Genomic DNA, 23,992 nt, shown 5'->3' with positions numbered 1-23,992 from the left:
ATCAGTCCTCCTGGTTGCGGGTTGCGGTGCCACCGGTGGCCTCGGCGAGCCTGGCGGCCAGAATCGGTCCGATCTGGGACAGCGAGCCGGCCTGGGTCATCCGGTCGTGCCGGGTGGTGATCTCGTGCGACTCGATCCGGCCGGTGACGTACGGGCGCCAGGTCCCGGGTCCGGCGTCGTCCTTGTCCCGGTCGATCGTGGAGTTGAACAGCAGCAGGTCGCCGTCGAACCTGCCGGGTACGAAGTCGACCGCCAGCTTCGCGTTGTTGATCATGATGTCGACGACGACCTCGATCTGCGGCCCCGTCAGCCCGGCCAGCGCACTGCCCCGCTCGCGCAGGATCCCGGCGACCTCGTCGTAGGTCAGCGGCCGGTCGCCCAGCTCGTCCGGGTCGCAGTCGAGCACGCCGACGAGCACGTCCCGCTCGGTGGGTACGGGCAGCTCCTCGAACCTCACGTCCTTCACCGGGTAGGCGTCGAGGATCGCCAGCAGCGCGGTCCGCTCGCCACGTGCCTGCAGCTCGCAGGCGACCGCGTGGGCGATCAGCCCGCCGGCGGACCAGCCGAGCAGCAGGTAGGGGCCCTCGGGCTGGATCTTGCGGATCTGGTCGGCGTAGTCGGCCGCCATCTCCTCGAAGGACTCCGGCCGGGGTTCGGGGCGGCCGAGGCCGCGCGCCTGGATCGCGTAGACCGGGTGCTCGGAACCGATGTGGTTCAGCAGCCCGCTGTACGACCAGCTGATGCCGCCGCCGGGGTGGACGCAGAACAGCGGTGTCCGGCTTCCGGTGGTGCGCAGCGGCAGCAGCACGTCCAGCGCGTCGGCGGGGTCGTTCATGACCAGTCGCTCCGTGAGCCCGGCCACGGTCGGCGCCTCGAACAGCGTGCGCAGGCCCACCTCCACGCCCAGCGTCTCGCGGACGCGGGAGACCAGTCGGGCGGCGAGCAGCGAGTGTCCGCCCAGGTCGAAGAAGCTGTCGTCGATGTGCACCTGTTCCCGGCCGAGGACCTGGGCGAAGAGGCCGCACAGCAGTTGCTCCCGCGGCGTGCGGGGGCCGCGCCCGGAGCCCGGCGCGCCGTAGTCGGGGGCCGGCAGGGCGGCCCGGTCCAGCTTGCCGTTGCCGGTCAACGGCAGTGCTTCCAGGGTGACGAACGCCGACGGCACCATGTACTCGGGCAGTTCGCGGCGCAGCCGGTCGGACAGCTCGGCCGCCTCGGGCGCGCCCTGGGGAGCGGGCACCAGGTAGGCGACGAGCCGCTTGTCGTCCGGCTGGTCCTCGCGCACGACGACGGCCGCCTGGGCGACGCCCGGGCACAGCGCGAGCACCGCCTCGATCTCGCCGGGCTCGATCCGGAAGCCGCGCAGCTTGACCTGGTGGTCGGCCCGTCCGGCGAACTCCAGGGTGCCGTCGGCGAGCCACCACGCCAGGTCGCCCGTGCGGTACATCCGGCTCCCGGGCGGCCCGTACGGGTCGGCGGTGAACCGCTGTACCGTCAGGCCGGGCCGGCCGACGTAGCCCCGGGCCACGCCCACCCCCGCGAGGTACAGCTCGCCGACCACGCCCGGCGGAACCGGCCGCAGCCCGGCGTCGAGCACATAGGCGCGCATGTTCGCCATCGGCCGGCCGATCGGCACGGTCGCGGCGTGCTCGGCGAGGCCGCGCACCGGGTGGCAGGTGGCCAGGGTCGTGGCCTCTGTGGGCCCGTAGCCGTTGACCACCGTGATGCCGGGGCAGGCCGCCAGCACCTGGGCGACGGCGGCCGGGGAAACCACGTCACCGCCGGTCCACACCTCGCGGACCCCCGCGAGCAGCTCCGGCCGCTCCTCGGCGACCAGGCGGAACAGGCCGGCGGTCAGCCACAGTCCGGTCACCCCGTGCCCGCCGACCGCCTGGTGCAGCAGGTCCAGATCGAGCCGTCCGGGCGGTGCGACCACGATCCGGCCGCCGCCGAGCAGCGGCACCCAGTGCTCGTACGTCGAGAGGTCGAACGCCGTGGGGGAGTGCAGCAGCACCCGCTCGTGCCCGCCCTCGTGCCAGCAGGGGGTCAGGGCGTGGCCGACGACGTCACGATGGGTGACAGCCACGCCCTTCGGCCGCCCGGTCGAGCCGGAGGTGTACATCACGTACGCCAACTGATCCGGGTGGCAGCGGACTTCGGGGTCGGAGCAGTCGGTCTCGGACCGGATCAGCGCGGTCAGCACGTCCTCGGTGAGGACCAGTTCGGCACCGGCCTCCTGGAGGATCAGATCGATGCGGGACTGCGGGAACCGCGAATCGAGGGGCACATAGGCGCCGCCCGCCTTGACGATCGCCAGGATCGCCACGACCAGGTCCGCCGAGCGCTCCAGCAGGACCGCGACCGACGCCTCCGGCGCCACGCCCCGGCGGATCAGCGCCCGCGCCAGGCGGTTGGCCCGCTGGTCGAGTTCCCGATAGGTCAGCTCGGCGCCGCTCGGGCACGCGACGACGGCCACCGCGTCCGGAGTGGCGCGCACCTGACGGGCGAACAGCTCCGGCAGCGCGGCCTCGGGCAGCTCGACGGCGGTGTCGTTGAACCCGGACAGCAGCCGGTGGCGTTCCTCGCCGGACAGGACGTCGATCCGGCTGATCGGCCGGCCGGGGTCGGCGACCACCGCGCGCAGCAACCGTGTCCAGCGGGCGAACAGCAGCTCCACGGTGGCCGGGTCGAACAGATCGGTGGCGTACTCCACCGCCCCGGCCATGCCGTCGAGGCCGCCGTCCGGTCGGTACTGCTCGGCCAGGCTGAACGTCAGGTCGACCCGCGCGGTGCCGGTCGGCGCCTCCAAGTGGCCGGTCGACAGCCCCGGCAGCGTGAACTCGCTCGACGGCGCGTTCTGCAGGGCCAGCATGATCTGGAACAGCGGGTGGTGCGAGAGCGACCGGGCCGGGTTGACCACCTCGACCAGGTACTCGAACGGCACGTCCTGGTGGGCGTACGCGGACAGCGCCTTCTGCCGTACCCGGCCGAGCAGTTCGGCGAAGCCGGGGTCGCCGCTCGTGTCGGTGCGCAGCACCAGGGTGTTGACCATGAACCCGACGAGGTCGTCCAGGGCCTGGTCGGTGCGCCCGGCGATCGGGCTGCCGATCGGGATGTCGGTGCCGGCGCCGAGCCGGGTGAGCAGCGCGGCGAGGCCGGCCTGGAGCACCATGAACATGCTCGCGCCGCGCGCGGTCGCCAGGTCCCTCAGCGCCTGGTGCAGTTCGGCGTCCAGCCGGACGGCGAGCCGGCCGCCCCGCTGGGAGGCCACGGCCGGCCGCGGCCGGTCCGTGGGCAGTTGCAACCGCTGCGGCAGCCCGGTCAGCTCCTCGCCCCAGTAGGCGAGTTGCCGGGCGAACAGGCTGTCCGGGTCGGTGGCGTCGCCGAGCAGGTCGCGCTGCCACCGGGTGTAGTCGGCGTACTGCACCGGCAGCGGGGCCCACCGCGGTTCCTCGCCCCGGCAGCGGGCGGCGTAGGCCGTCGCCAGATCCCGGGAGAGCGGGCCCATCGACCAGCCGTCGGCCGCGATGTGGTGCACGACGAGCAGCAGCACATGGCGGTCGGGGGCGAGCGCGTAGAGCTCGGCGCGGATCGGCGGCTCGGCGGCCAGGTCGAAGCCGCGCTGCGCCCCCCGCGCCAGCCGGCCGGGCAGCCGGACGTCGTCGAGCTCGACGACCGGCAGTTCGGGGCGGGCCTCGTCCTCGCTCAGCACGAGCTGGTACGGCACGCCGTCCGCCTCGCGCAGGACCGTCCGCAGGCTCTCGTGCCGGGCGGTCACGTCGGCGAGCGCGGCACGCAGCGCCGCACGGTCCAGTTCGCCGTCCATGCGCAGCGCGAGCGGCATGTTGTAGGTGGCGCTCGGCCCGTCCATGCGGTGCAGGAACCACAGGCGTTGCTGGGCGAAGGAGAGCGGGATCCGCTCCGGCCGCGGACGGGCGGTCAGCGCGGGCCGCTCCGTGACCGAGCCGTCGAGGCGGGCCGCCAGGGCGGCCACGGTCGGGTACTCGAAGAGCGTGCGGACCTCGAGCTCCGCGCCGAAGGCCGCCCGGACCCGGGAGGCCAGGCGGGTCGCCAGCAGGGAATGCCCGCCGAGGTCGAAGAAGCTGTCCTCGACGCCGACCCCGGGCAGTCCGAGCACGTCGGCGAAGAGATCGGCGAGCAGTTGTTCCTGCGGGGTGCGCGGTGCCCGGCCGGTCGCCGCCGTCCCCAGATCCGGGGCGGGCAGCGCGCGGCGGTCGATCTTGCCGCCGGCGGTCAGCGGCAGTGCGTCCAGTACGACGATCGCCGACGGCACGAGGTGGTCGGGCAGCCGGTCCCGCAGCCGGTCGCGGAGTGCGCCGACGAGGGCGCCCGTGGCGCGGCTTCCGGTCGGGCGGTTGGTGAGCGCGGACAGCGCGGTGCCGGACGGCCGCAGCGGCCGGTAGGCCTCCACCGCGGCCTCTCCCGGCACACCGCCGATGACGACGTCCAGGGCGTCGGGCGCCTCGGCGGACCAGGTGACGTCCACCCGGCGGCCGAGTTCGTCGCCGAGCTCACGGAAATCCTCCGGGTCGGGCAGGTCGCCGTCGTCCGGACCGTGCAGCCGGTCGAGCAGTTCGGCGAGCGTGCCGTCCCCGTCCCGCACCGCCCGGGCCAGCGCCGCCTCGCGGGCCACGCGCCGGTTCGGCACCCCGGTGATGCGCACCGGCTCCGCGCCGCGGCGGGCGAGCAGCTCGCGCACTCCCGTGAGGCCGGCGACCTCCCGGCCCCACGTCACCTCCCGCGGAGCGGACGGCGCCGTCGGGACGGCCGCCCGCTCGCGCAGCGTGACGTCGTAGCGGTAGCGGGTGAGCTCGTTGTGGTGCCGGCCGCGCTTGACCTCCACGGTCACGGACCCGACGGTGCCCCGGTCGCGCAGGGCGGTGAAGAAGTCCGGATCGACGAGGAGTTCCTTCTCCACCAGCAGGGCCTGCTCCACGGCCCGGCGCACCGAGGGCAGGTCGGCGCCGTCGCCGGCCCGGTGGAGCTGGACGGCGGTCGCCAGCGGGCGCAGCAGCCGCAGGTTGCGGACGTCGCCGACGAAGAGCGCGCCGCCGGGGGCGAGCAGCCGCATCAGCCGGTCGATCACGTCCGCGAGGTAGTCGGCGGACGGGAAGTACTGCGCCACCGAGTTCAGCACGATGGTGTCGAACCGCCCGGCCGGCAGCCCGTCGGTGTCGTGCGCCGGGCGGGTCTGAAGCACCACGCGCCCGGCCAGCCGTTCCTCCCTCCCCACCTGGGCGCTCAGCGCCTCGATCGCGGTGGCGGAGAAGTCGGTCGCCCAGTAGCCCTCGCAGTGCGGTGCGATCCGCGAGAGGAGAAGACCCGTGCCGACGCCGACCTCCAGCACCCGGCGGGGACGCAGGGCCAGGACGCGTGCCACGGTGGCGTCCCGCCACTCCCGCATCTGCTCGACCGGGATCGGGCTCGCGTCGTAACTGCTGTTCCAGCCCACGAAGTTCTGGCCGAAGCCGGAATCCTCGGGAACGAGGGGCAGGGCGTCGTAGATGTCCCGCCACTCACCCACGTGGTCCGCTTCGAGACCACTGTCCCGGGCCGCCTCCTGGCGCGGGACGACGTACCCGACGAGCCGGTCGTCCTGCGCGAGGACGACGGCCCGGGCGACGGCCGGGTCCTCGGTCAGGGCCGCCTCGATCTCGCCGGGCTCGACGCGGAAGCCGCGGACCTTCACCTGGTCGTCGGTGCGGCCGACGTACTCCAGGTCGCCGTCGGCGCGGTGGCGCACCAGGTCGCCGGTGCGGTACATGCGTTCGCCGTCCGTGCCGAACGGGCAGGCGACGAACCGCCCGGCCGTCAGCCCCGGCCGGTTCAGGTACCCGCGCGCCAGGCCCGCCCCGGCGACGTACAACTCGCCCGCCACTCCCGGCGGCACCAGCCGCAGCCGCTCGTCCAGGACGTACACCCGGGCGTTGGCGATCGGCCGGCCGATCGGGGGTACGCCCGGTTCCGGGGACAGCGGGGCGCTCATCGTCGCGCACACCGTCGTCTCGGTCGGACCGTAGGCGTTGATCATCCTGCGTCCCGGCGCCCACCGGGCCACCAGCTCCGGTGGGCAGGACTCGCCCGCCACCACCAGCGTGGACACGGTCAGCGCGTCCTCCTCCACGGCGGCCAGGACGGACGGGGGCACGGTCACATGGGTGACAGCGAGCTCCGGGTCCGTCAGCGCGGCGACCGGCTCCGCCGTGGCGGGCAGCACCAGGGTCGCGCCGCACAGCAGGGCGGTGAAGACCTCCGACACCGAGGCGTCGAAGCTGGGCGAGGCGAACTGGAGCACCCGGCTGCCGGGTTCGATGGCGAACCGCTCGATCTGGGCGGCGACCAGGCTCGCCATGCCGGTGTGGCTCACCATGACGCCCTTGGGCCGGCCGGTGGAGCCCGAGGTGTAGATGACGTAGGCGGGGTGCCGGGTGTCGGGCGCGGTCTTCGGGTCGGTGTCGGGCCAGTCCGCGTCGGTGACCGTGGCCGGGTCGTCGATGACGACGGTGGGGCGGGCGTCATCCAGCATGTACGCGATCCGGGAGCGGGGGTAGGCCGGGTCCACCGGCAGGTAGGCGGCCCCGGCCTTCAGTACGCCGAGGACGGCCGCCACCCATTCCGGCGAGCGCGGCAAGGCCACCGCCACGATCTGTTCGGGGCCCACGCCCTGGGCGATCAGCGCGTGCGCGAACCGGTTGGCCAGGGCGTTCAGCCGGCCGTACGTCAGCTCGACGTCGCCGCACACGAGCGCGACCGCGTCCGGCGCCGCCGCCACCCACGCCGCGAACGCCTCCGGCACCGCCGCGGCGCCCACCTCACGGGCGGTCGCGTTCCCGAGCTCCAGAAGCCGGTGCCGTTCGTCGGCGTCGAGGAGGTCGATCAGCCCGATCGGCTGCTCCGGGTCGGCGGTGACCGCCTCCAGCAGGAGCGTCCAGCGCCGGGCGAGCGCGGCGACCGTGCCCCGGTCGAACAGGTCGGTGGCGTACTCCACCGCTCCCACGATCCCGGCCGGCCTTCCGTCCGGCCCGAACTGTTCGGCGAGGTTCACACCCAGGTCGAACTTGGCGGTTCCGGTGGCCACCGCACAGGTGACGACGTCCAGGCCGGGCAGCGAGAAACGGCCCATCGGCGCGTTCTGCACGGCCAGGATGGTCTGGAACAGCGGGTGGTGGGAGAGCGACCGGGACGGGTTCAGCGCCTCCACCAGGTGCTCGAACGGCACGTCCTGGTGCGCGTACGCCGACAGTGCCGTCTCCCGCACCCTGCCCAGCAGCTCGGCGAAGGTCGGATCGCCGCTGGTGTCGGTGCGCAGCACCAGGGTGTTCACGAAGAACCCGACCAGATCGTCCAGCGCCTCGTCGGTGCGCCCGGCGATCGGGCTGCCGATCGGGATGTCCTCTCCCGCGCCCAACCGCGTGTACAGCGCGGCCAGGGCCGCCTGGAGCACCATGAACAGACTGCTGCCGGTGCGCCGGGCCAACTCCAGCAAGGCCGCGTGGAGTTCGGCGCTCAGCTCCAGGCCGATCTGGTCTCCGTGCCGGCGTGCCACGGCCGGCCGCACCCGGTCGGCGGGAAGCCGGAGCAGCTCCGGCAGCTCCGACAACTGGCCTCTCCAGTAGTCGAGTTGTTCGGCGAACCGGCTCCCCGGATCGGCGGCGTCGCCGAGCAGGTCGCGCTGCCACAGCGTGTAGTCGGCGTACTGCACCGGCAGGGCGGGCCGGTGTGGCGCGCGCCCCTCGGACCGCGCGACGTAAGCCTCGGCCAGGTCGCGGGCCAGGGGGCCGGTGGACCAGCCGTCGCCCGCGATGTGGTGCATCACCAGCAGCAGCACGTGCTCCCGCGGCGCGATCGCGAACAGCTCGGCCCGCAGCGGGGGTTCCGAGGCCAGGTCGAAGGGCAGCCGGGCGAACTCGACCAGCCGTCCAGGCAGTTCGTCCTCCGACACCTGGGTCGACCGCATCCGGGGCCGGGCCTCGTCCAGGGCCAGGACACGCTGGCACGGTACGCCGTCGACCTCCGGGAACACCGTCCTCAGGCTTTCGTGCCGGGCCACCACGTCGGAGAGCGCCTCGGCCAGCGCCGCCGCGTCGAGCGTCCCGGTCAGCCGGAGCGCCAGCGGGATGTGGTACGTCGCCGCGGCGCCGTCCATGCGGTGCAGGAACCAGAGCCGGCGCTGGGCGAAGGAGAGCGGCACCGCTTCCGGCCGTACCCGCGCCGTCAGCGCCGGACGGGCCCGGCCGGCCCCGGCCAACGCCCCGGCCACTCCCGCTGCGGTGGGCGCCCTGAAGAGCGCGCGCAACCCCAGCTCCACGCCGAGGACCGAGCGGATCCGTGCGACCAGCCGGGTGGCGAGCAGGGAGTGGCCGCCCAGGTCGAAGAAGTCGTCGTCGGCCCCGACCCGGGGTACGCCCAGCACCTCGGCGAACAGCTCGCACAGGATCTGCTCCTGCGGTGTGCGCGGCGCCCGGCCCGTCGCCGCGGTCGTCGGCTCGGGCGTCGGCAGCGCCGCACGGTCCAGCTTGCCGTTCGGAGTCAGCGGCAGCGCGTCCAGCAGCACGAACGCCGACGGCACCAGGTAGTCCGGCACCCGTTCGCGCAGATGGGCCGTAAGCTCGGCCGGACGTACGGCCGCGTCGCAACGCGCCACCACATAGCCGACGAGCCGGTCGTCCTGGGCCAGGACGGAGGCCCGGGCGACGGCGGGGTGTTCGGTCAGGGCCGCCTCGATCTCGCCGGGCTCGACGCGGAAGCCGCGGACCTTCACCTGGTCGTCGGTGCGGCCGACGTACTCCAGGTCGCCGTCGGCGCGGTGGCGCACCAGGTCGCCGGTGCGGTACATGCGTTCGCCGTCCGTGCCGAACGGGCAGGCGACGAACCGCCCGGCCGTCAGCCCCGGCCGGTCCAGGTACCCGCGCGCCAGGCCCGCCCCGGCGACGTACAACTCGCCGGCCACACCCGGCGGCACCAGCCGCAGCCGCTCGTCCAGCACGTACGTCCGGAATCCCGCGATCGGCCGGCCGATCGGCGGCACGCCCGACCCCGGCGAGAGGGGGGCGCTCATCGTCGCGCACACCGTGGTCTCGGTCGGACCGTAGGCGTTGATCATCCTGCGCCCCGGCGCCCACCGGGCCACCAGCTCCGGCGCACACGCTTCGCCCGCCACCACCAGGGTGCCGGCCGTGACGTCGGCGTCGCCGAGCGCCGCCAGGACCGAGGGCGGCAGCGTCACATGGGTGACGTCCAGCCGTGGGTCCGTCAGGGACTCCAGCGGGGCCTCGGGCGGGGCCAGGACGAGGGCGGCGCCGGTGAGCAGGGCGCTGCACAGGTCCCAGAACGAGGCGTCGAAGCTGGGCGAGGCGAACTGGAGCACCCGGCTGCCCGGCGCCACGCCGAGCCTGTCGATCTGGGCGGCGACCAGGCCGGCCACGCCGGTGTGGCTCACCATGACGCCCTTGGGCCGGCCGGTGGAGCCCGAGGTGTAGATGACGTAGGCGGGGTGCCGGGTGTCGGGCGCGGTCTTCGGGTCGGTGTCGGGCCAGTCCGCGTCGGTGACCGTGGCCGGGTCGTCGATGACGACGGTGGGGCGGGCGTCGTCCAGCATGTACGCGATCCGGGAGCGGGGGTAGGCCGGGTCCACCGGCAGGTAGGCGGCCCCGGCCTTCAGTACGCCGAGGACGGCCGCCACCCATTCCGGCGAGCGCGGCAAGGCCACCGCCACGATCTGTTCGGGGCCCACGCCCTGGGCGATCAGCGCGTGCGCGAACCGGTTGGCCAGGGCGTTCAGCCGGCCGTACGTCAGCTCGACGTCGCCGCACACGAGCGCGACCGCGTCCGGCGCCGCCGCCACCCACGCCGCGAGCATCTCCGGCAGGCTCGTGGTGGCGGCCCCGTCCTCGGCGGCGGGCAGCAGCTCGCGTCGCTCCTCGTCGGACAGCAGGTCGATCGCGCCGATCCGCCGGTCGGGAGCGGCCGCGACCGCCGCCAGCAGCCGGGTCCACCGGGTGACGAGGGTCTGAACCGTCGAGCGGTCGAACAGGTCGGCGCTGAACTCGACCGCACCGCTCAGACCGGCCGGCGCGCCGTCGGCCCCGTGCAGCTCCGTGAGGCCGAAGGTCAGGTCGAGCCGCGAGGTCCCGGTGGGCACGGCCATCCCGGTGGCCCTCAGGCCGGGGAGCTCGAAGTCGCCGCCCGGCGCGTTCTGCACGGCCAGTCCCGTCTGGAACAGCGGGTGGTGGGAGAGCGACCGGGACGGGTTCAGCGCCTCCACCAGGTGCTCGAACGGCACGTCCTGGTGCGCGTACGCCGACAGTGCCGTCTCCCGCACCCTGCCCAGCAGCTCGGCGAAGGTCGGATCGCCGCTGGTGTCGGTGCGCAGCACCAGGGTGTTCACGAAGAACCCGACCAGATCGTCCAGCGCCTCGTCGGTGCGCCCGGCGATCGGGCTGCCGATCGGGATGTCCTCTCCCGCGCCCAACCGCGTGTACAGCGCGGCCAGGGCCGCCTGGAGCACCATGAACAGACTGCTGCCGGTACGCCGGGCCAACTCCACCAGAGCCGCGTGGAGTTCGGCGTCGAACCGGACGTCCAGCAGGTCTCCGCGGTAGGACACGGCGGCCGGACGCGGCCGGTCGACGGGCAGGTGAAGCTGGTCGGGCAGCCCGGCCAGCGCCTCGGTCCAGTAGGCGACCTGACGGGCGAACGGACTGTCCGCGTCGTGCTCGTCGCCGAGGATCTCGTGCTGCCACAGCGTGTAGTCGCCGTACGTCACCGGCAGCGGCGGCCATTCGGGCGCCCCACCGCCCCGCCGGGCGGTGTACGCCGCGGCGAGGTCGCGGGCCAGCGGACCCATTGACCAGCCGTCGCCGGCGATGTGGTGCATCACCAGCAGCAGCACGTGCTCCCGCGGGGCGACCACGAACAGCTCGGCCCGCAGCGGGGGTTCGGACGTCAGGTCGAAGGCCCGCACCGCCGCCTCGCGCAGCAGGGCCGGCACCTCCGCCTCGCCGGCCGCGCGCACGGTGAGCTCCACGGTGACCTCGGCGGAGTCCAGCACCCGCTGGTGCGGAACGCCGGCGGTGTGCGGGAAGACCGTGCGCAGGGTCTCGTGCCGGGCCACCACGTCGGCGAGCGCGGCGCTCAGCGCGGCCCGGTCGAGTTCGCCGGACAGCCGCAGGGCGAGCGGCATGTGGTAGGTGGCGCTCGGCGTTCCGAACTGCTGGAGGAACCAGAGCCGGCGCTGCGCGAACGACAGCGGCATGGGCTCGCGGCGGGGCCGGGGCGCCAGGGCCTGCCGCGCGGCGCCGGCATCGTGCAGCCCGGCCGCGAGCCCGGCGGGCGTCGGCGTCAGGAACAGGCGCCGCAGTTCCAGCTCGACGCCGAGCGTCGTCCGGATCCGCGAGACCAGCCGGGTGGCGAGCAGGGAGTGTCCGCCCAGGTCGAAGAAGCCGTCGTCGGCCCCGACCCGGGGTACGCCCAGCACCTCGGCGAACAGCTCGCACAGGATCTGCTCCTGCGGTGTGCGCGGCGCCCGGCCCGTCGCCGCGGTCGTCGGCTCGGGCGTCGGCAGCGCCGCACGGTCCAGCTTGCCGTTCGGAGTCAGCGGCAGCGCGTCCAGCAGCACGAACGCCGACGGCACCAGGTGGTCCGGCACCCGTTCGCGCAGATACGTCGCCAGCGCCGCGCCCGTCGCCCCGACCCCGGCCGTGGGGACCACGTACGCGACGAGCCGGGTCCGGCCCGGCCGGTCCTCCCGGGGGAGCACCGTCACCTGGGCGACACCCGGGTGCGCGGCCAGCTCGGCCTCGATCTCGCCCGGCTCGATCCGGAACCCGCGGACCTTCACCTGGTGGTCGACCCGGCCCCCGAACTCCAGCTCGCCGTCGGAGCGCCAACGGACCAGGTCCCCGGTGCGGTACATCCGCGCGCCGGCCGGCCCGTAGGGGTTGGCCACGAACCGCGTGGCGGTGAGCCCGGGCCGGTTCAGATAGCCGCGGGCGAGCCCCGCCCCGGCGAGGTAGAGCTCGCCCGTCACGCCGGGGGCGACCGGCCGGAGCGCCGAATCCAGCACGTACACCCGGCAGTTGTCGATCGGACGGCCGATCGGCACCGGCAGCGGGCAGTCGGCGGGGTCGGCCGGCAGCGGGTAGGCGGTGATCACGTGGGTCTCGGCGGGGCCGTAGTGGTTGTGCAGCGCCCGGCCAGGCCGCCGGGCCTGGAAGCGGCGTACGGCGCCGCCCAGCCGCATCGCCTCGCCGGCCTGTGCGATCAGCCGCAGGTCCGGCAGTTCCAGTCCGGCCTCCTCGGCGGCCTCGGCCAGCGCCTCGACCACCAGATTGGGCGCGAACAGCTCCTCGACCCGGTGCCGGTGCAGCCACCGGGCGAACAGCTCGGCGCTGCGGCGCTCTTCCTCGGTCGGCACCACGAGGGTCTTGCCGTAGAGCAGGGCCGAGAGCATCTCCTGCACCGAGACGTCGAAGCTGATCGCGGTGAACTGCGCGGTGCGCGTGCCGGGTTCGCCGCCGACGGACCCGTGGTGCCACGCCAGCAGGTTCAGCAGTCCGGCGGCGGGCATCACCACGGCCTTGGGCCGGCCGGTGGAGCCCGAGGTGTAGATGACGTAGGCCGGGTGCCGCGGGTCCGCGGGGACGGCCGGATCGTGCTCCGGCAGTCGCCCGGGCGGTGTGACGGCCGCGAGGTCGTCGAGCACCACGGCCGGTCGTGCGTCCTGAAGCATGTACGCGATGCGGACGGCCGGGTAGTCCGGGTCGACCGGCAGGTACGCCGCCCCCGTCTTGAGGACCGCGAGGACGGCGACCACCAGCTCGGCGGAGCGCGGCAGCCGCAGGGCGACGACCTGCTCCGGGCCCACCCCGCGCGCGATCAGCGCGTGCGCCAGGCGGTTGGCCAGGCGGTTCAGCTCGCGGTAGGTCAGCGTGGTGCCGTCGAACACCACCGCCGGGGCCTCGGGGGTCGCCCGGGCCCGGGCCTCGAACAGGGACGGCAGGCCGTCGACGGGCTCCGGGCACGCGGTGTCGTTGCGCACGACCAGCAGCTCGTGCCGTTCCTCGGCGGTGAGCACGTCGATCCGGCTCAGCGGCCGGTCCGGTTCGGCGACCACCGACGCCAGCAGACGCAGCCACCGGGCGACCAGTTCCTCCACCGTGGCGCGGTCGAACAGGTCGGTGCTGTACTCGACCCGCCCGACGATGCCCCCGGCCGGACCGCCGGTGCCGCCGCGCTCCAGCAGGTGGATGGAGAGGTCGAACATCGCCGTGGGCGTCCGCACCAGTACGGTCTCGGTTGCCAGGCCGGGCAGGGCGAACTCGGTGCGGGGCATGTTCTGGAGCGCGAGCAGCACCTGGAACAAAGGCTGGCGGGAGAGCGACCGGGCCGGGTTGAGGGCCTCGACGACGTGCTCGAACGGCAGGTCCTGGTGCGCGTAGGCGGCCAGCGCGTTCTCCCGGACCCTGCCCAGCAGCTCGGCGAAGGTCGGGTCGCCGGAGGTGTCGGTACGCAGCACCAGGGTGTTGACGAAGAACCCGACGAGGTCGTCCAGGGCCTGGTCGGTCCGGCCGGCGATCAGGCTGCCGACCGGGATGTCCTCTCCCGCGCCGAGCTTGTCCAGCAGCGCCGCCAGCGCGGCCTGGAGCACCATGTAGGGGCTGGCCCCGTGCTTCCGGCCCAGGCGGACCAGCCCGGCGTGCAGTTCGGCGTCCAGCTCGACGGCGAGGTTGCCGCCGGAACAGGAGGGGGCCAAGGGACGGTGGCGGTCGGCGGGAAGCCGGATCTGCTCCGGCAGGTCCGCCAGCGTCCGCTTCCAGTAGGCAGCCTGGCGGGCGACCAGGCTGCCCTGGTCGGCCGGGTCGCCGAGCAGTCGCTGCTGCCACAGGGTGTAGTCGGCGTACTGGACGGGCAGCGGCGCCCACCGCGGCTCCTCGCCGCGGCGGCGCGCCGCGTACGCGGTGGCCAGGTCGGCCGAGAGCGGGCCCAGTGACCAGCCGTCGCCGGCGATGTGGTGGACCACCAGCAGCAGCACGTGCTCCCGCGGTGCCGCCTCGAACAGGTCGGCCCGCAGCGGTGGTTCGCAGGCGAGGTCGAATCCGCGCGCCGCGGCCGCCGCGAGCAGCCCGGGCAGATCCGTCTCGTCGGCCGGGGTCGCCCGGAGCTTCGGCCGCACCGCCCCGGGGGCCAGCACCCGCTGGTACGGCACGCCGTCCGCCGCCGGGAAGACCGTCCGCAGGCTCTCGTGCCGGTCGATGACGTCGGCGAGCGCATTCTCCAGGGCCACCCGGTCCAGCGGCCCGGACAGCCGCCACGCCAGCGGCATGTTGTAGACCGGTGCGGCGCCCTCCAGCTGGTGCAGGAACCACAGCCGCCGCTGCCCGGAGGACAGCGGTACCCGCTCGGGCCGCTCCGCCCGTTCCAGGGCGAGTCTGGCCCGGTCGGCGCCGTCCAGGACGGCGGCCAGCCCGGCCACCGTCGGGGTCCGGAACAGGCTCCGCAGCGCCAGCTCGACGCCCAGGGCCGCCCGGACCCGGGCCACCAGCCGCGTGGCCAGCAGGGAGTGTCCGCCCAGGTCGAAGAAGCTGTCGTCGACGCCGACCCGCGTCACACCCAGCACCTCGGCGAACAGCCCGGCCAGCACCTGCTCCCGCGGAGTGCGCGGCGCCCTGCCGGTCCGCGATCCGGTGAACTCGGGCGCGGGCAGGGCACGCCGGTCGAGCTTGCCGTTGGCGGTCAACGGCAGGGCCTCCAGGGTGACGAAGGCGGCGGGCACCATGTAGTCCGGCAGCCACTCGCGCAGGTGGGCGCGGAGTTCCTCGGGCCGCGGGTCGGCTCCGGTGACGGGCACCAGGTAGGCGACCAGGCGGGTGTCCTCCGCCTGGTCCTTCCGGGCGATCACCGCGACCTGACCGATCCGCGGGTGTCCGGCCAGCGCCGTCTCGATCTCGCCGAGCTCGATCCGGAAGCCGCGCACCTTCACCTGGTCGTCGGCGCGGCCCAGGTACTCCAACTGGCCGTCGGAGCGTCGGCGCACCAGGTCCCCGGTGCGGTACATGCGCTCGCCCGCCGCACCGAACGGGCAGGCCACGAACCGTCCGGCGGTGAGCCCGGACCGGTTCAGGTAGCCGCGGGCGAGACCGGGGCCGGCGACGTACAGCTCCCCGGTCACCCCCGGCGGCACCAGGCCCAGCCGCTGGTCCAGCACGTACGCCCGGAACCCGGCGACGGCACGGCCGATCGGCGGCACACCCGGCCCCGGCGACAGCGGTTCGCTCATCGTCGCGATGACCGTCGTCTCGGTCGGACCGTACGCGTTGATCATCCGTCGCCCCGGCGCCCAGCGCGCCACCAGCTCCGGCGGGCACGCCTCGCCCGCGACCGCCAGCGTCGGCACGGTCACCGCGTCCGGCGACAGCGCCGCCAGCACGGACGGCGGCACCGTCGCATGGGTGAGAGCGAGACTCGGGTCGGTCAGCGCGGTGACCGGCTCGGTCGCGGGCGCCGGCACCAGGGCGGCGCCGGTGAGCAGCGCGCCGCACAGGTCCCACAGCGAGACGTCGAAGCTGGGGGAGGAGAACTGGAGCACCCGGCAGGCCGCGTCGATGCCGAGCCGCTCGACCTGCTCGGCCACCATCGCCCGCAGGCCCGCGTGGCTCACCACCACCCCCTTGGGGCGTCCGGTCGAGCCGGAGGTGTAGATCACGTACGCCGAGTTCCGGGCGTCCACCGCGACGGCGGGATCGGTGTCCGGCCACCCGGACACCTCGGCCACCATCGCCGGGTCGTCGACCACCACGGCCGGCCGCGCGTCCTCCAGCATGAACGCGATCCGCGACCGCGGATAGGCCGGGTCCACCGGCAGATAGGCGGCCCCCGTCTTCAGGACCCCCAGGACGGCCACCACGAACTCCACCGATCGCGGCAGCGCCACCGCCACGATCCGCTCCGGACCCGCGCCCCGCCCGATCAGCGCGTGCGCGAACCGGTTCGCCCAGGCGTCGAGCTGACGGTACGTCAGTCGTGTGCCCTCGAAGTCCAGAGCGGCGCCCTCGGGCGTGGCCGCCACCTGCGCCGCGAACATCTCCGGCAGGCTCGCGGTGTCCGACCCGTCCTCGACCGCGGGCAGCAGTTCGCGGCGCTCCTCGACCGACAGCAGATCGACACGGCCGAGCCGTCGCCGCGGGTCGGCGACGACCGCCCTCAGCAACCGCACCCAGCGCGCGACCATCGAGTCGACGGTGGCCGGATCGTACAGATCGCTCGCGAACTGCACGAACACGTCGATCCCGTCCGGGGAGCCGTCCCCGGCGTGCCGCTCGGACAGCGAGAACACCAGGTCGAACTTGGACGTGGACGTGGTCGACTCCACCTCGCAGACGCGCAGGCCCGGTGGGGCGAAGTCGGCCCGGGGCGCGTTCTGCAGCACCAGCATGACCTGGAACAGCGGGTGGTGCGCCAGCGACCGCGCCGGGTTGAGGGCTTCGACCAGGTACTCGAACGGCAGCTCCTGGTGGGCGTACCCGGCCAGCGCGGTGTCCCGCACCCGGCCGAGGAGTTCGGCGAACGTCGGGTCGCCCGAGGTGTCCGTACGGAACACCAGGGTGTTGACGAAGTGGCCGACCAGCTCGTCGAGCGCCTGGTCGGTCCGGCCGGCGACCGGACTGCCGACCGGGATGTCGTCGCCCGCGCCGAGCCTGCTCAGCAGCGCCGCGAGACCGGCCTGGAGCGCCATGAACACACTGGTGCCGTGCACGCGGGCGAGATCACGCAGTCCGCGGTGCAGCTCCGCGTCCAGCCCGGCGCGCACGGAGCCGCCCCGGTGCGAGGCGACCGCCGGGCGGGGCCGGTCACCGGGCAGCCGGAGCTGTTCCGGCAGGTTGGCCAACTGCCGCTTCCAGTAGGCCGTCTGGCGGGCGAGCGGGCTCTCCTCGTCGGTGGCGTCGCCGAGCACCTCGTGCTGCCACAGGGTGTAGTCGGCGTACTGGACCGGCAACTCCTCCCACCGCGGCTCCTCGCCGCGGCGGCGCGCCTCGTAGGCGGCGGACAGGTCCCTGGCCAGCGGGCCCAGCGACCAGCCGTCCCCCGCGATGTGGTGGAGCACCACCTGGAGCACGTGCTCGTCCGGCGCCAGCTCGAACAGCCCGGCGCGCAGCGGCGGATCGACCGCCAGGTCGAACGGACGGGCCTTCGCGGCGGCCAGCACGCCCGCCAACCCCGCCTCGCTGGTCCGGTTCACCTCCAGCCGCGGCCGGCCCGCCACGACGTCCAGCACCTGCTGGTACGGCACACCGTCCACCGAGGGGAAGACGGTGCGCAGGCTCTCGTGCCGGGTCGCCACGTCCGCCAGGGCGGCTTCCAGGGCCCGCCGGTCCAGTGCCCCGGTCAGCCGCCAGCCCAGGGAGATGTGGTAGTTCTCGCCGGCGCCCTCCAACTGGTGCAGGAACCAGAGCCGCCGCTGCGCGAACGACAGCGGGAGCCTCCCCCCGCCGTGCGGGCGCCCCGGGCCGTCGGGCCGGGGGAGGCCGCCGGCCGCTCCCGTGGGCCGGGGGCGGGGCACCAGGGCCGGCTGTGCCGGGCGGGCACCCGCCAGGGCGGCGGCCACGCCGGCCGGGGTCGGAGTCTCGAACAGGGTACGCAGCTCCAGCTCCACCCCCAGGGTGGCGCGGACCCGGGCGGCCAGGCGGGTGGCCAGCAGCGAGTGCCCGCCCAGGTCGAAGAAACCGTCCTCGACGCCGGCCTCGGCCACCCCGAGGACCTCCGCGAACAGCTCGCACAGGATCTGCTCCTGCGGGGTGCGCGGCGCACGGCCGGTGTGCGTCAAAGCGAGATCGGGCGCGGGCAGCGCCCGTCGGTCCAGTTTGCCGTTGGCGGTCAGCGGCAGGCTCTCCAGGGTGACGAACGCGGCGGGCACCATGTACTCCGGCAGCCGCTCCCGCAGGTGCTCGCGCAGCTCGGCCGGGCGCGGGGCGGCACCCGGCGCGGGCACCAGGTACGCGACCAGCCGGGTGTCGTCGGCCCGGTCCCGCCGGGCCAGTACGGCGACCTGTGCGACACCGTGGTGCGCGGCCAGCGTCGCCTCGATCTCGCCCAGTTCGATCCGGAAGCCGCGGACCTTCACCTGGTCGTCGGTCCGGCCGACGAACCGCAGGTCCCCGTCCGCACACCGGCGCACGATGTCGCCGCTGCGGTACATGCGCGCACCGGCCGGCCCGAACGGGTCGGCCACGAAGCGCCCGGCGGTCAGCGCGGGCCGGTTCAGGTAGCCGCGCGCCAGCCCGGCGCCCGCGACGTACAGCTCGCCGGGCACGCCCGGGGGCACCGGCCGCAGGTGTGCGTCGAGCACGTAGGTGCGCAGGTCCTCGATGGCCGAGCCGATCCGGCCGGCGGCGGTGCCGGTGCGGTCGAGCGCGGCGTAGGTCACGTGCACGGTGGTCTCGGTGATGCCGTACATGTTGACCAGCAGCGGCGCGTCGTACGGGTGCCGCTCGTACCAGCTCGCCAGCCGGGCGTGCTCCAGCGCCTCGCCGCCGAACACCACGGTGCGCAGGGCGAGCGAACGGCCGGTCTCCGGCGCCTCCTCGTCCGCCCGCATCAGCTGGTAGAAGGCGGACGGCGTCTGGCTGAGCACCGTCACCCGCTCACGGGCGAGCAGTTCCAGGAACCGGTGGGGCGAGCGGCTGGTCTCGTGGTCCACGACGACCAGACGGCCGCCGTGGAGCAGCGGGCCCCACAGCTCCCACACCGAGAAGTCGAAGGCGTAGGAGTGGAAGAGGGTCCAGACGTCCTCGGCGGAGAAGGCGAACAGCTCCCGGGTGGCGGCGAACAGCCGCACCACGTTCCGGTGCGGGACCACGACGCCCTTGGGGTCGCCGGTGGACCCGGAGGTGTGGATGACGTAGGCGGGGTGGCCCGGGTCGAGGGGGATCTCCGGGTCGGTGTCCGGCAGTCCGTCCAGGTCGGCGGTGTCCAGCAGGAGCCGGTCCACCGCTTCCGTGTCCGGGAGTTCGCCGGTCCGGCCCGTCGTCACGAGCAGCGACGGCCGGGCGTCCCGAAGCAGGTGGGCGATCCGGGCGGCGGGGTAGCGCGGGTCCACCGGAACGTAGGCGCCGCCCGCCTTGAGGACCGCGAGGACCGCCACCACCAGCTCGGCCGAGCGCGGCAGGGCCAGAGCCACAAGCTGTTCCGGCCCCACGCCCCGGGCGATCAGGGCGTGCGCGAGCCGGTTCGCCCGGGCGTTCAACTCGCCGTAGGTCAGGGTGACTTCGCCGCTCACCACGGCGACCGCCGCCGGGTTCGCCCGTACCTGCCGCTCGAACAGCGCGGTGATGCCGCTCTTGGGCGACTTCGCGCTCCGGTCGCCGCCGGACGGCAGCAGCGCGCGGAGCTCGTCGGCGGACAGCACGTCCACCTGGCCGATCCGCCGGCCCGGATCGGCCACCACGGCGCGCAGCAGCCGCAGCCACCGGTCGACGATCCCTTCCACGGTGGCCGCGTCGAACAGGTCGGTGCTGTACTCCACCAGTCCCGACAGCCCGTGCGCGCCGGGCCGTTCGGTCAGCATGAAGGTCAGGTCGCACTTGGCCGTCCCGGTGTGGACCAGGTCGGCCGCCACGCGCAGCCGCGGCAGGTCGAACGTGCCGAGCGGCGCGTTCTGCAGGGCGAGCATGGTCTGGAACAGGGGGTGGTGGGCCAGCGACCGGGTCGGGTTCAGTGCCTCCACGAGGTGTTCGAACGGCACGTCCTGGTGCGCGTACGCGGCCAGCGCGTCGGCGCGCACCCGGCCCAGCAGTTCGGTGAACGACGGGTCGCCGGAGAGGTCGGTGCGCAGCACCAGGGTGTTGACGAAGAAGCCGACCAGGTCGTCCACGGCCTCGTCGGTGCGGCCGGCGATCGGCGTGCCGATCGGCACGTCGGTGCCCGCGCCGAGCTTGCCCAGCAGCGCGGCCAGCCCGGCCTGGAGCACCATGAAGAGGCTGGCCCCGCCGTCACGGGCGAGCGCGCGCAGGCCCTGGTGCAGTTCGGCGTCGATCCGCACCGGCAGGTGGGCGCCCCGGTGCGACGTCACGGCCGGCCGGGGTCGGTCGAACGGCAGCTCGACCTGCTCGGGCAGGTCCGCCAGCCGCGTCCTCCAGTAGCCCAGCTGACCGCTCAGCAGGCTGTCCGGGTCGGAGCCCGCACCGAGCAGCTCCCGCTGCCAGAGGGCGTAGTCGGCGTACTGGACCGGCAGCGGGGACCACTCCGGCTTCGCCCCTTCGGAACGCGCCGCGTAGGCGGTGGTCAGGTCCCGTGAGAGCGGCCCCGTCGACCAGCCGTCGCCGGCGATGTGGTGCACCACCAGCAGCAGCACGTGCTCGTCCGCTCGCAACCGGAACAGTTCGGCGTGCAGCGGCGGCTCCTCGGAGAGCCGGAAGCCGTGCCGGGCCGCCTGCGCAAGCCGGTCGGGCAGGTCGCCCTCGCCGGCCTCGGTCACCCGCAGTCGCGGCCGTGCCGCGTCGGCGTCCAGCACCCGCTGGCACGGTACGCCGTCGGCCACCGGGAAGACGGTGCGCAGGCTCTCGTGCCGCTCCACCACGTCCGCCAGAGCGGCTTCCAGGGCACGCTCGTCCAAGTCGCCGGACAGCCGCAGGGCCAGCGGGATGTTGTACGTGGCGCTCGGGCCCTCCATGCGGTGCAGGAACCACAGCCGTCGTTGCGCGAAGGACAGCGGGACCGTCTCGGGCCGCTCGCGCCGGCTCAGCGCCGGCCGCGCCCGGTCCGCGCCGTCCACCGCCGCCGCCAGTTCCGCCACCGTCGGCGCGTCGAAGAGATCGCTCAGCCTCAGCTCCACGCCCAGTGCCGACCGTGCCCTGGAGACCAGCCGGGTGGCCAGCAGCGAATGTCCGCCGAGGTCGAAGAAGTTGTCCTCCGGCCCGGCCCCGGCCACTCCGAGCACCTCGGCGAAGAGCCCGGCCAGCAGGTGTTCGGTCGCGGTGCGCGGAGCGCGGCCCGGGGCGGCAGCGGCCTGCCCGGGGGCCGGAAGGGCCCGTCGGTCGAGCTTCCGGTTCGGTGTCATCGGCAGTGCGTCCAGCGGTACGAACGCGGTCGGCACCATGTACTCCGGCAGCCGCTCGCGCAGGTGCTCGCGCAGCGCGGGCACGTCCACCGTGGCACCGGGCACCGGCACGAAGTAGGCGACGAGCCGGGTGTCCTGCCGGGTGTCCTCCTCGGTGCGCACCAGGGCGGCGGCCCGCGCGACCCGCGGGTGCTCGACGAGCACGGCCTCGATCTCGCCGAGTTCGATCCGAAAGCCCCGGACCTTGACCTGGTCGTCGGTACGGCCGAGGAATTCGAGGTTGCCGTCCGGGTCCCACCGCACCAGGTCGCCGGTGCGGTACATCCGCGAGCCGGCCGGGCCGAACGGGTCGGCCGGGAAACGCTCCGCGGTCAGACCCGCCCGGTTCAGGTAACCGCGTGCCAGGCACGCGCCGGCGATGTACAGCTCACCCGCCGCGCCCCTGGGAATCGGCCGCAGCGCGCCGTCCAGCACGTACAGCCGGGTGTTGCCGACCGGCCTGCCGATCACCGGACGTCGGCTCGACGCCATTGGTGCGACGACCGAGTTCACCGTGCACTCGGTCGGACCGTAGAAGTTCAGGCAGGACACCCCGTCGGCCGCGCGCAGTCGCTCCCACAGCCGCTCCGGGACGGCCTCCCCGCCCGCCGCCACCAGTGCGGGGCGCCAGTGCGGGTCGTCCAGCATCCCCTGTGCGACCAGGACGTGGAGGTAGGACGGGGTGGCCTCGATGCAGTCGAGGCGGCGGCGCACGGCGTGGTCGACGAAGGCGGCCGGGTCGGTCCAGGTCGCATGGTCGAGGACGTGCAGCTCGTGGCCCGCGAACAGGCTGAGCAACTGGTTCCAGGAGGCGTCGAACGAGACCGACGTGGTCAGGGCCACCCTCAGTCGCGGCCGGTCCGCGAGCAGGGGCGGGAAGAGGGTCCGCTGCTGGTCGGTGAAGAGGTTGAACAGGCCGCCGTGCGTCGACATAACGCCCTTGGGCCGTCCGGTGGAACCGGAGGTGTAGATGACGTACGCCGGATGCTCCGGAGCGACGGCCGCCTCCGGGTCCGCTGCCGGGCGACCCGCCACCGTCGCGGCCGTCTCCGGGTCGTCGAGCACCAGCCGCTCGGTGGGATTCGCCTCGGGCAGCCGCTCCGAGGCGCGGGCGTCGGTCACCACCAGGACCGGGCGTGCGTCGTCGAGCAGGTACCCGATCCGGGCGGCGGGGTACTCCGGGTCGACCGGTACGCAGGCGGCTCCGGCCTTGAGCACCGCGAGGATCGCCACCACCAGTTCCGCCGAGCGCGGCAGGGCCACCGCGACCAGCCGCTCGGGCCCCGCCCCGCGGGCGATCAGGGCATGCGCCAGCCGGTTCGCCCGTGCGTCCAGCTCCGCGTAGGTCAGGGACACGTCCGACCCCACCACCGCGACCGCGTCCGGTGTCGCCAGCGCCTGCGCCCGGAACACCTCCGGCAGGCTCCGGACGGGGGCCTCGGGCACCGGACCGGCGCCCAGTGTCAGCAGCTCGCGCTCCTCGTCCGCGGTGAGCAGGTCGATCCGCCCGAGCGGTTCCCGCGGGGAGCGGCCGGCGAGGGTGCCGAGCAGCGCGATCAGCCGCCGTCGGTGTTCGGCGAGTTCGTCCTCGCTCCAGCTGTGGTGCGCGCCCTTGAGTTCGACCCGGAGTTCGTCCCCTCCCCGACAGCCCGTGATCCAGAGGGCCAGCCCGGTGGTCGGCTCCGGGAGCAGGTAGTGCACCGTGGCGGGATGCCCGGCGAAGCTCGGCGGGGAGTCGAAGACCAGGATGTTGACGACCAGCGGGAACGCCGCCCCGTCGGCACTGGGGACGCCGAGGTCCCGGAACAGGTCCTCACTGCGGTATCGCTGGTGCGCCAGTGCCGCGTCGGCCTCCCGTGCGACCTCGGCGACGAGGTCGTGCCACGGCATGTCCGGTCGCACCGGCAGGCGCAGGGGCACCACGTTCGCCAGCGTGCCGGGCGTGGACAGCAGGGCGCGTCCGGCTCCCTCGCGCCCGGTGACGGGAAGGCCGATCAGCACCTCCCGGTCCCCGGTGAGCCGGTGTGCGTAGAGGGCCGCCGCCGCGATCAGCGGACGGGACCAGTGGACGTCGGTCCGCGCCGCCGCCGCTCGCAGCGCGTCCACCTGGAGCACCGCGGGTTCCACGCCGCCGTGCGGGCCGCTTTCCTCTCGCGGAGCCCGGCCGATGAGCCGAGTGGGTTCCGGCCGGTCGGCGAGCCGTTCGGTCCAGTACGACCGGTCGGAGGCGAACTGCTCCGAGTCGTGGTAGTCGGCGTCGGCGCGGACCAGCTCCTCCAGCGCACGGAAGGTGGAGGGCGGGACCGGTTCGCCCGCGGCCGACGCCGTGTACACCCGCGTGAGCCGCCGCCGGACCAGGGAGAGGCCGAAGCCGTCCATCACCAGGTGGTGGTAGGTCTGGTACACGAGGTGGTGCGTCGGCGAGAGGCTGATCAGCGCGAAGCCGAAGAGCGGATCGCGGGCGAGGTCCAGCGGGCGCATCCGGTCCCGGGCCATCCACGCCAGGGCGGCCGCTCGCGGGTCGGGCTCCGCGCTCAGGTCGAGCAGACGGGGTGCCCAGTCCCATGCCTCGCGGACGATCTGCCGGGGCTGCTGCCCGTCGTCGACGAAACTCACGTGCAGCGCGTCGATCTCGTCGACCACCCGGCGCAGCGCGGTCTCGAAGAGGGCAGCGTCGACCGGGCCCCGGACCTCCAGGTAGTCGCCGATGCGGTAGGTGTCGAGCGCCGTTCCCGCGCGCTGCTCGGCGAGCCAGATCTCACGCTGGGCCGCCGTCAGGGGAAGGGAGTCGCCGTCGTGACGGGACATGGGGGTACCTCCAGGAGTATGGGCGGGCGTGTGCGCGGGGCGCGCCGGGAAACGCCGACCGCGGTGATGTCACGC

The 23,992-nt window shown here is 74.3% G+C and carries 1 protein-coding gene; it reads right to left on the bottom strand.

All coding sequences use genetic code 11. From position 1 onward, the window contains the following. Position 1: 1 nt before the first annotated feature. Positions 2–23,917: a non-ribosomal peptide synthase/polyketide synthase gene (locus tag ACF061_RS23605; protein WP_392268924.1), complete on the bottom strand. Its 23,916-nt coding sequence runs from the start codon at positions 23,915–23,917 to the stop codon at positions 2–4. Positions 23,918–23,992 lie beyond the last annotated feature (75 nt).

The sequence above is a fragment of the Streptomyces sp. NPDC015220 genome (assembly GCF_043079345.1).
Lineage (GTDB): Bacteria > Actinomycetota > Actinomycetes > Streptomycetales > Streptomycetaceae > Streptomyces.
This window is presented reverse-complemented; position numbering and strand designations above follow the sequence as displayed.

Bases quoted from the DNA above. Each gene is read 5' to 3' on its own strand.
- ACF061_RS23605 (WP_392268924.1), bottom strand. From the start codon at position 23,917: ATGTCCCGTCACGACGGCGACTCCCTTCCCCTGACGGCGGCCCAGCGT.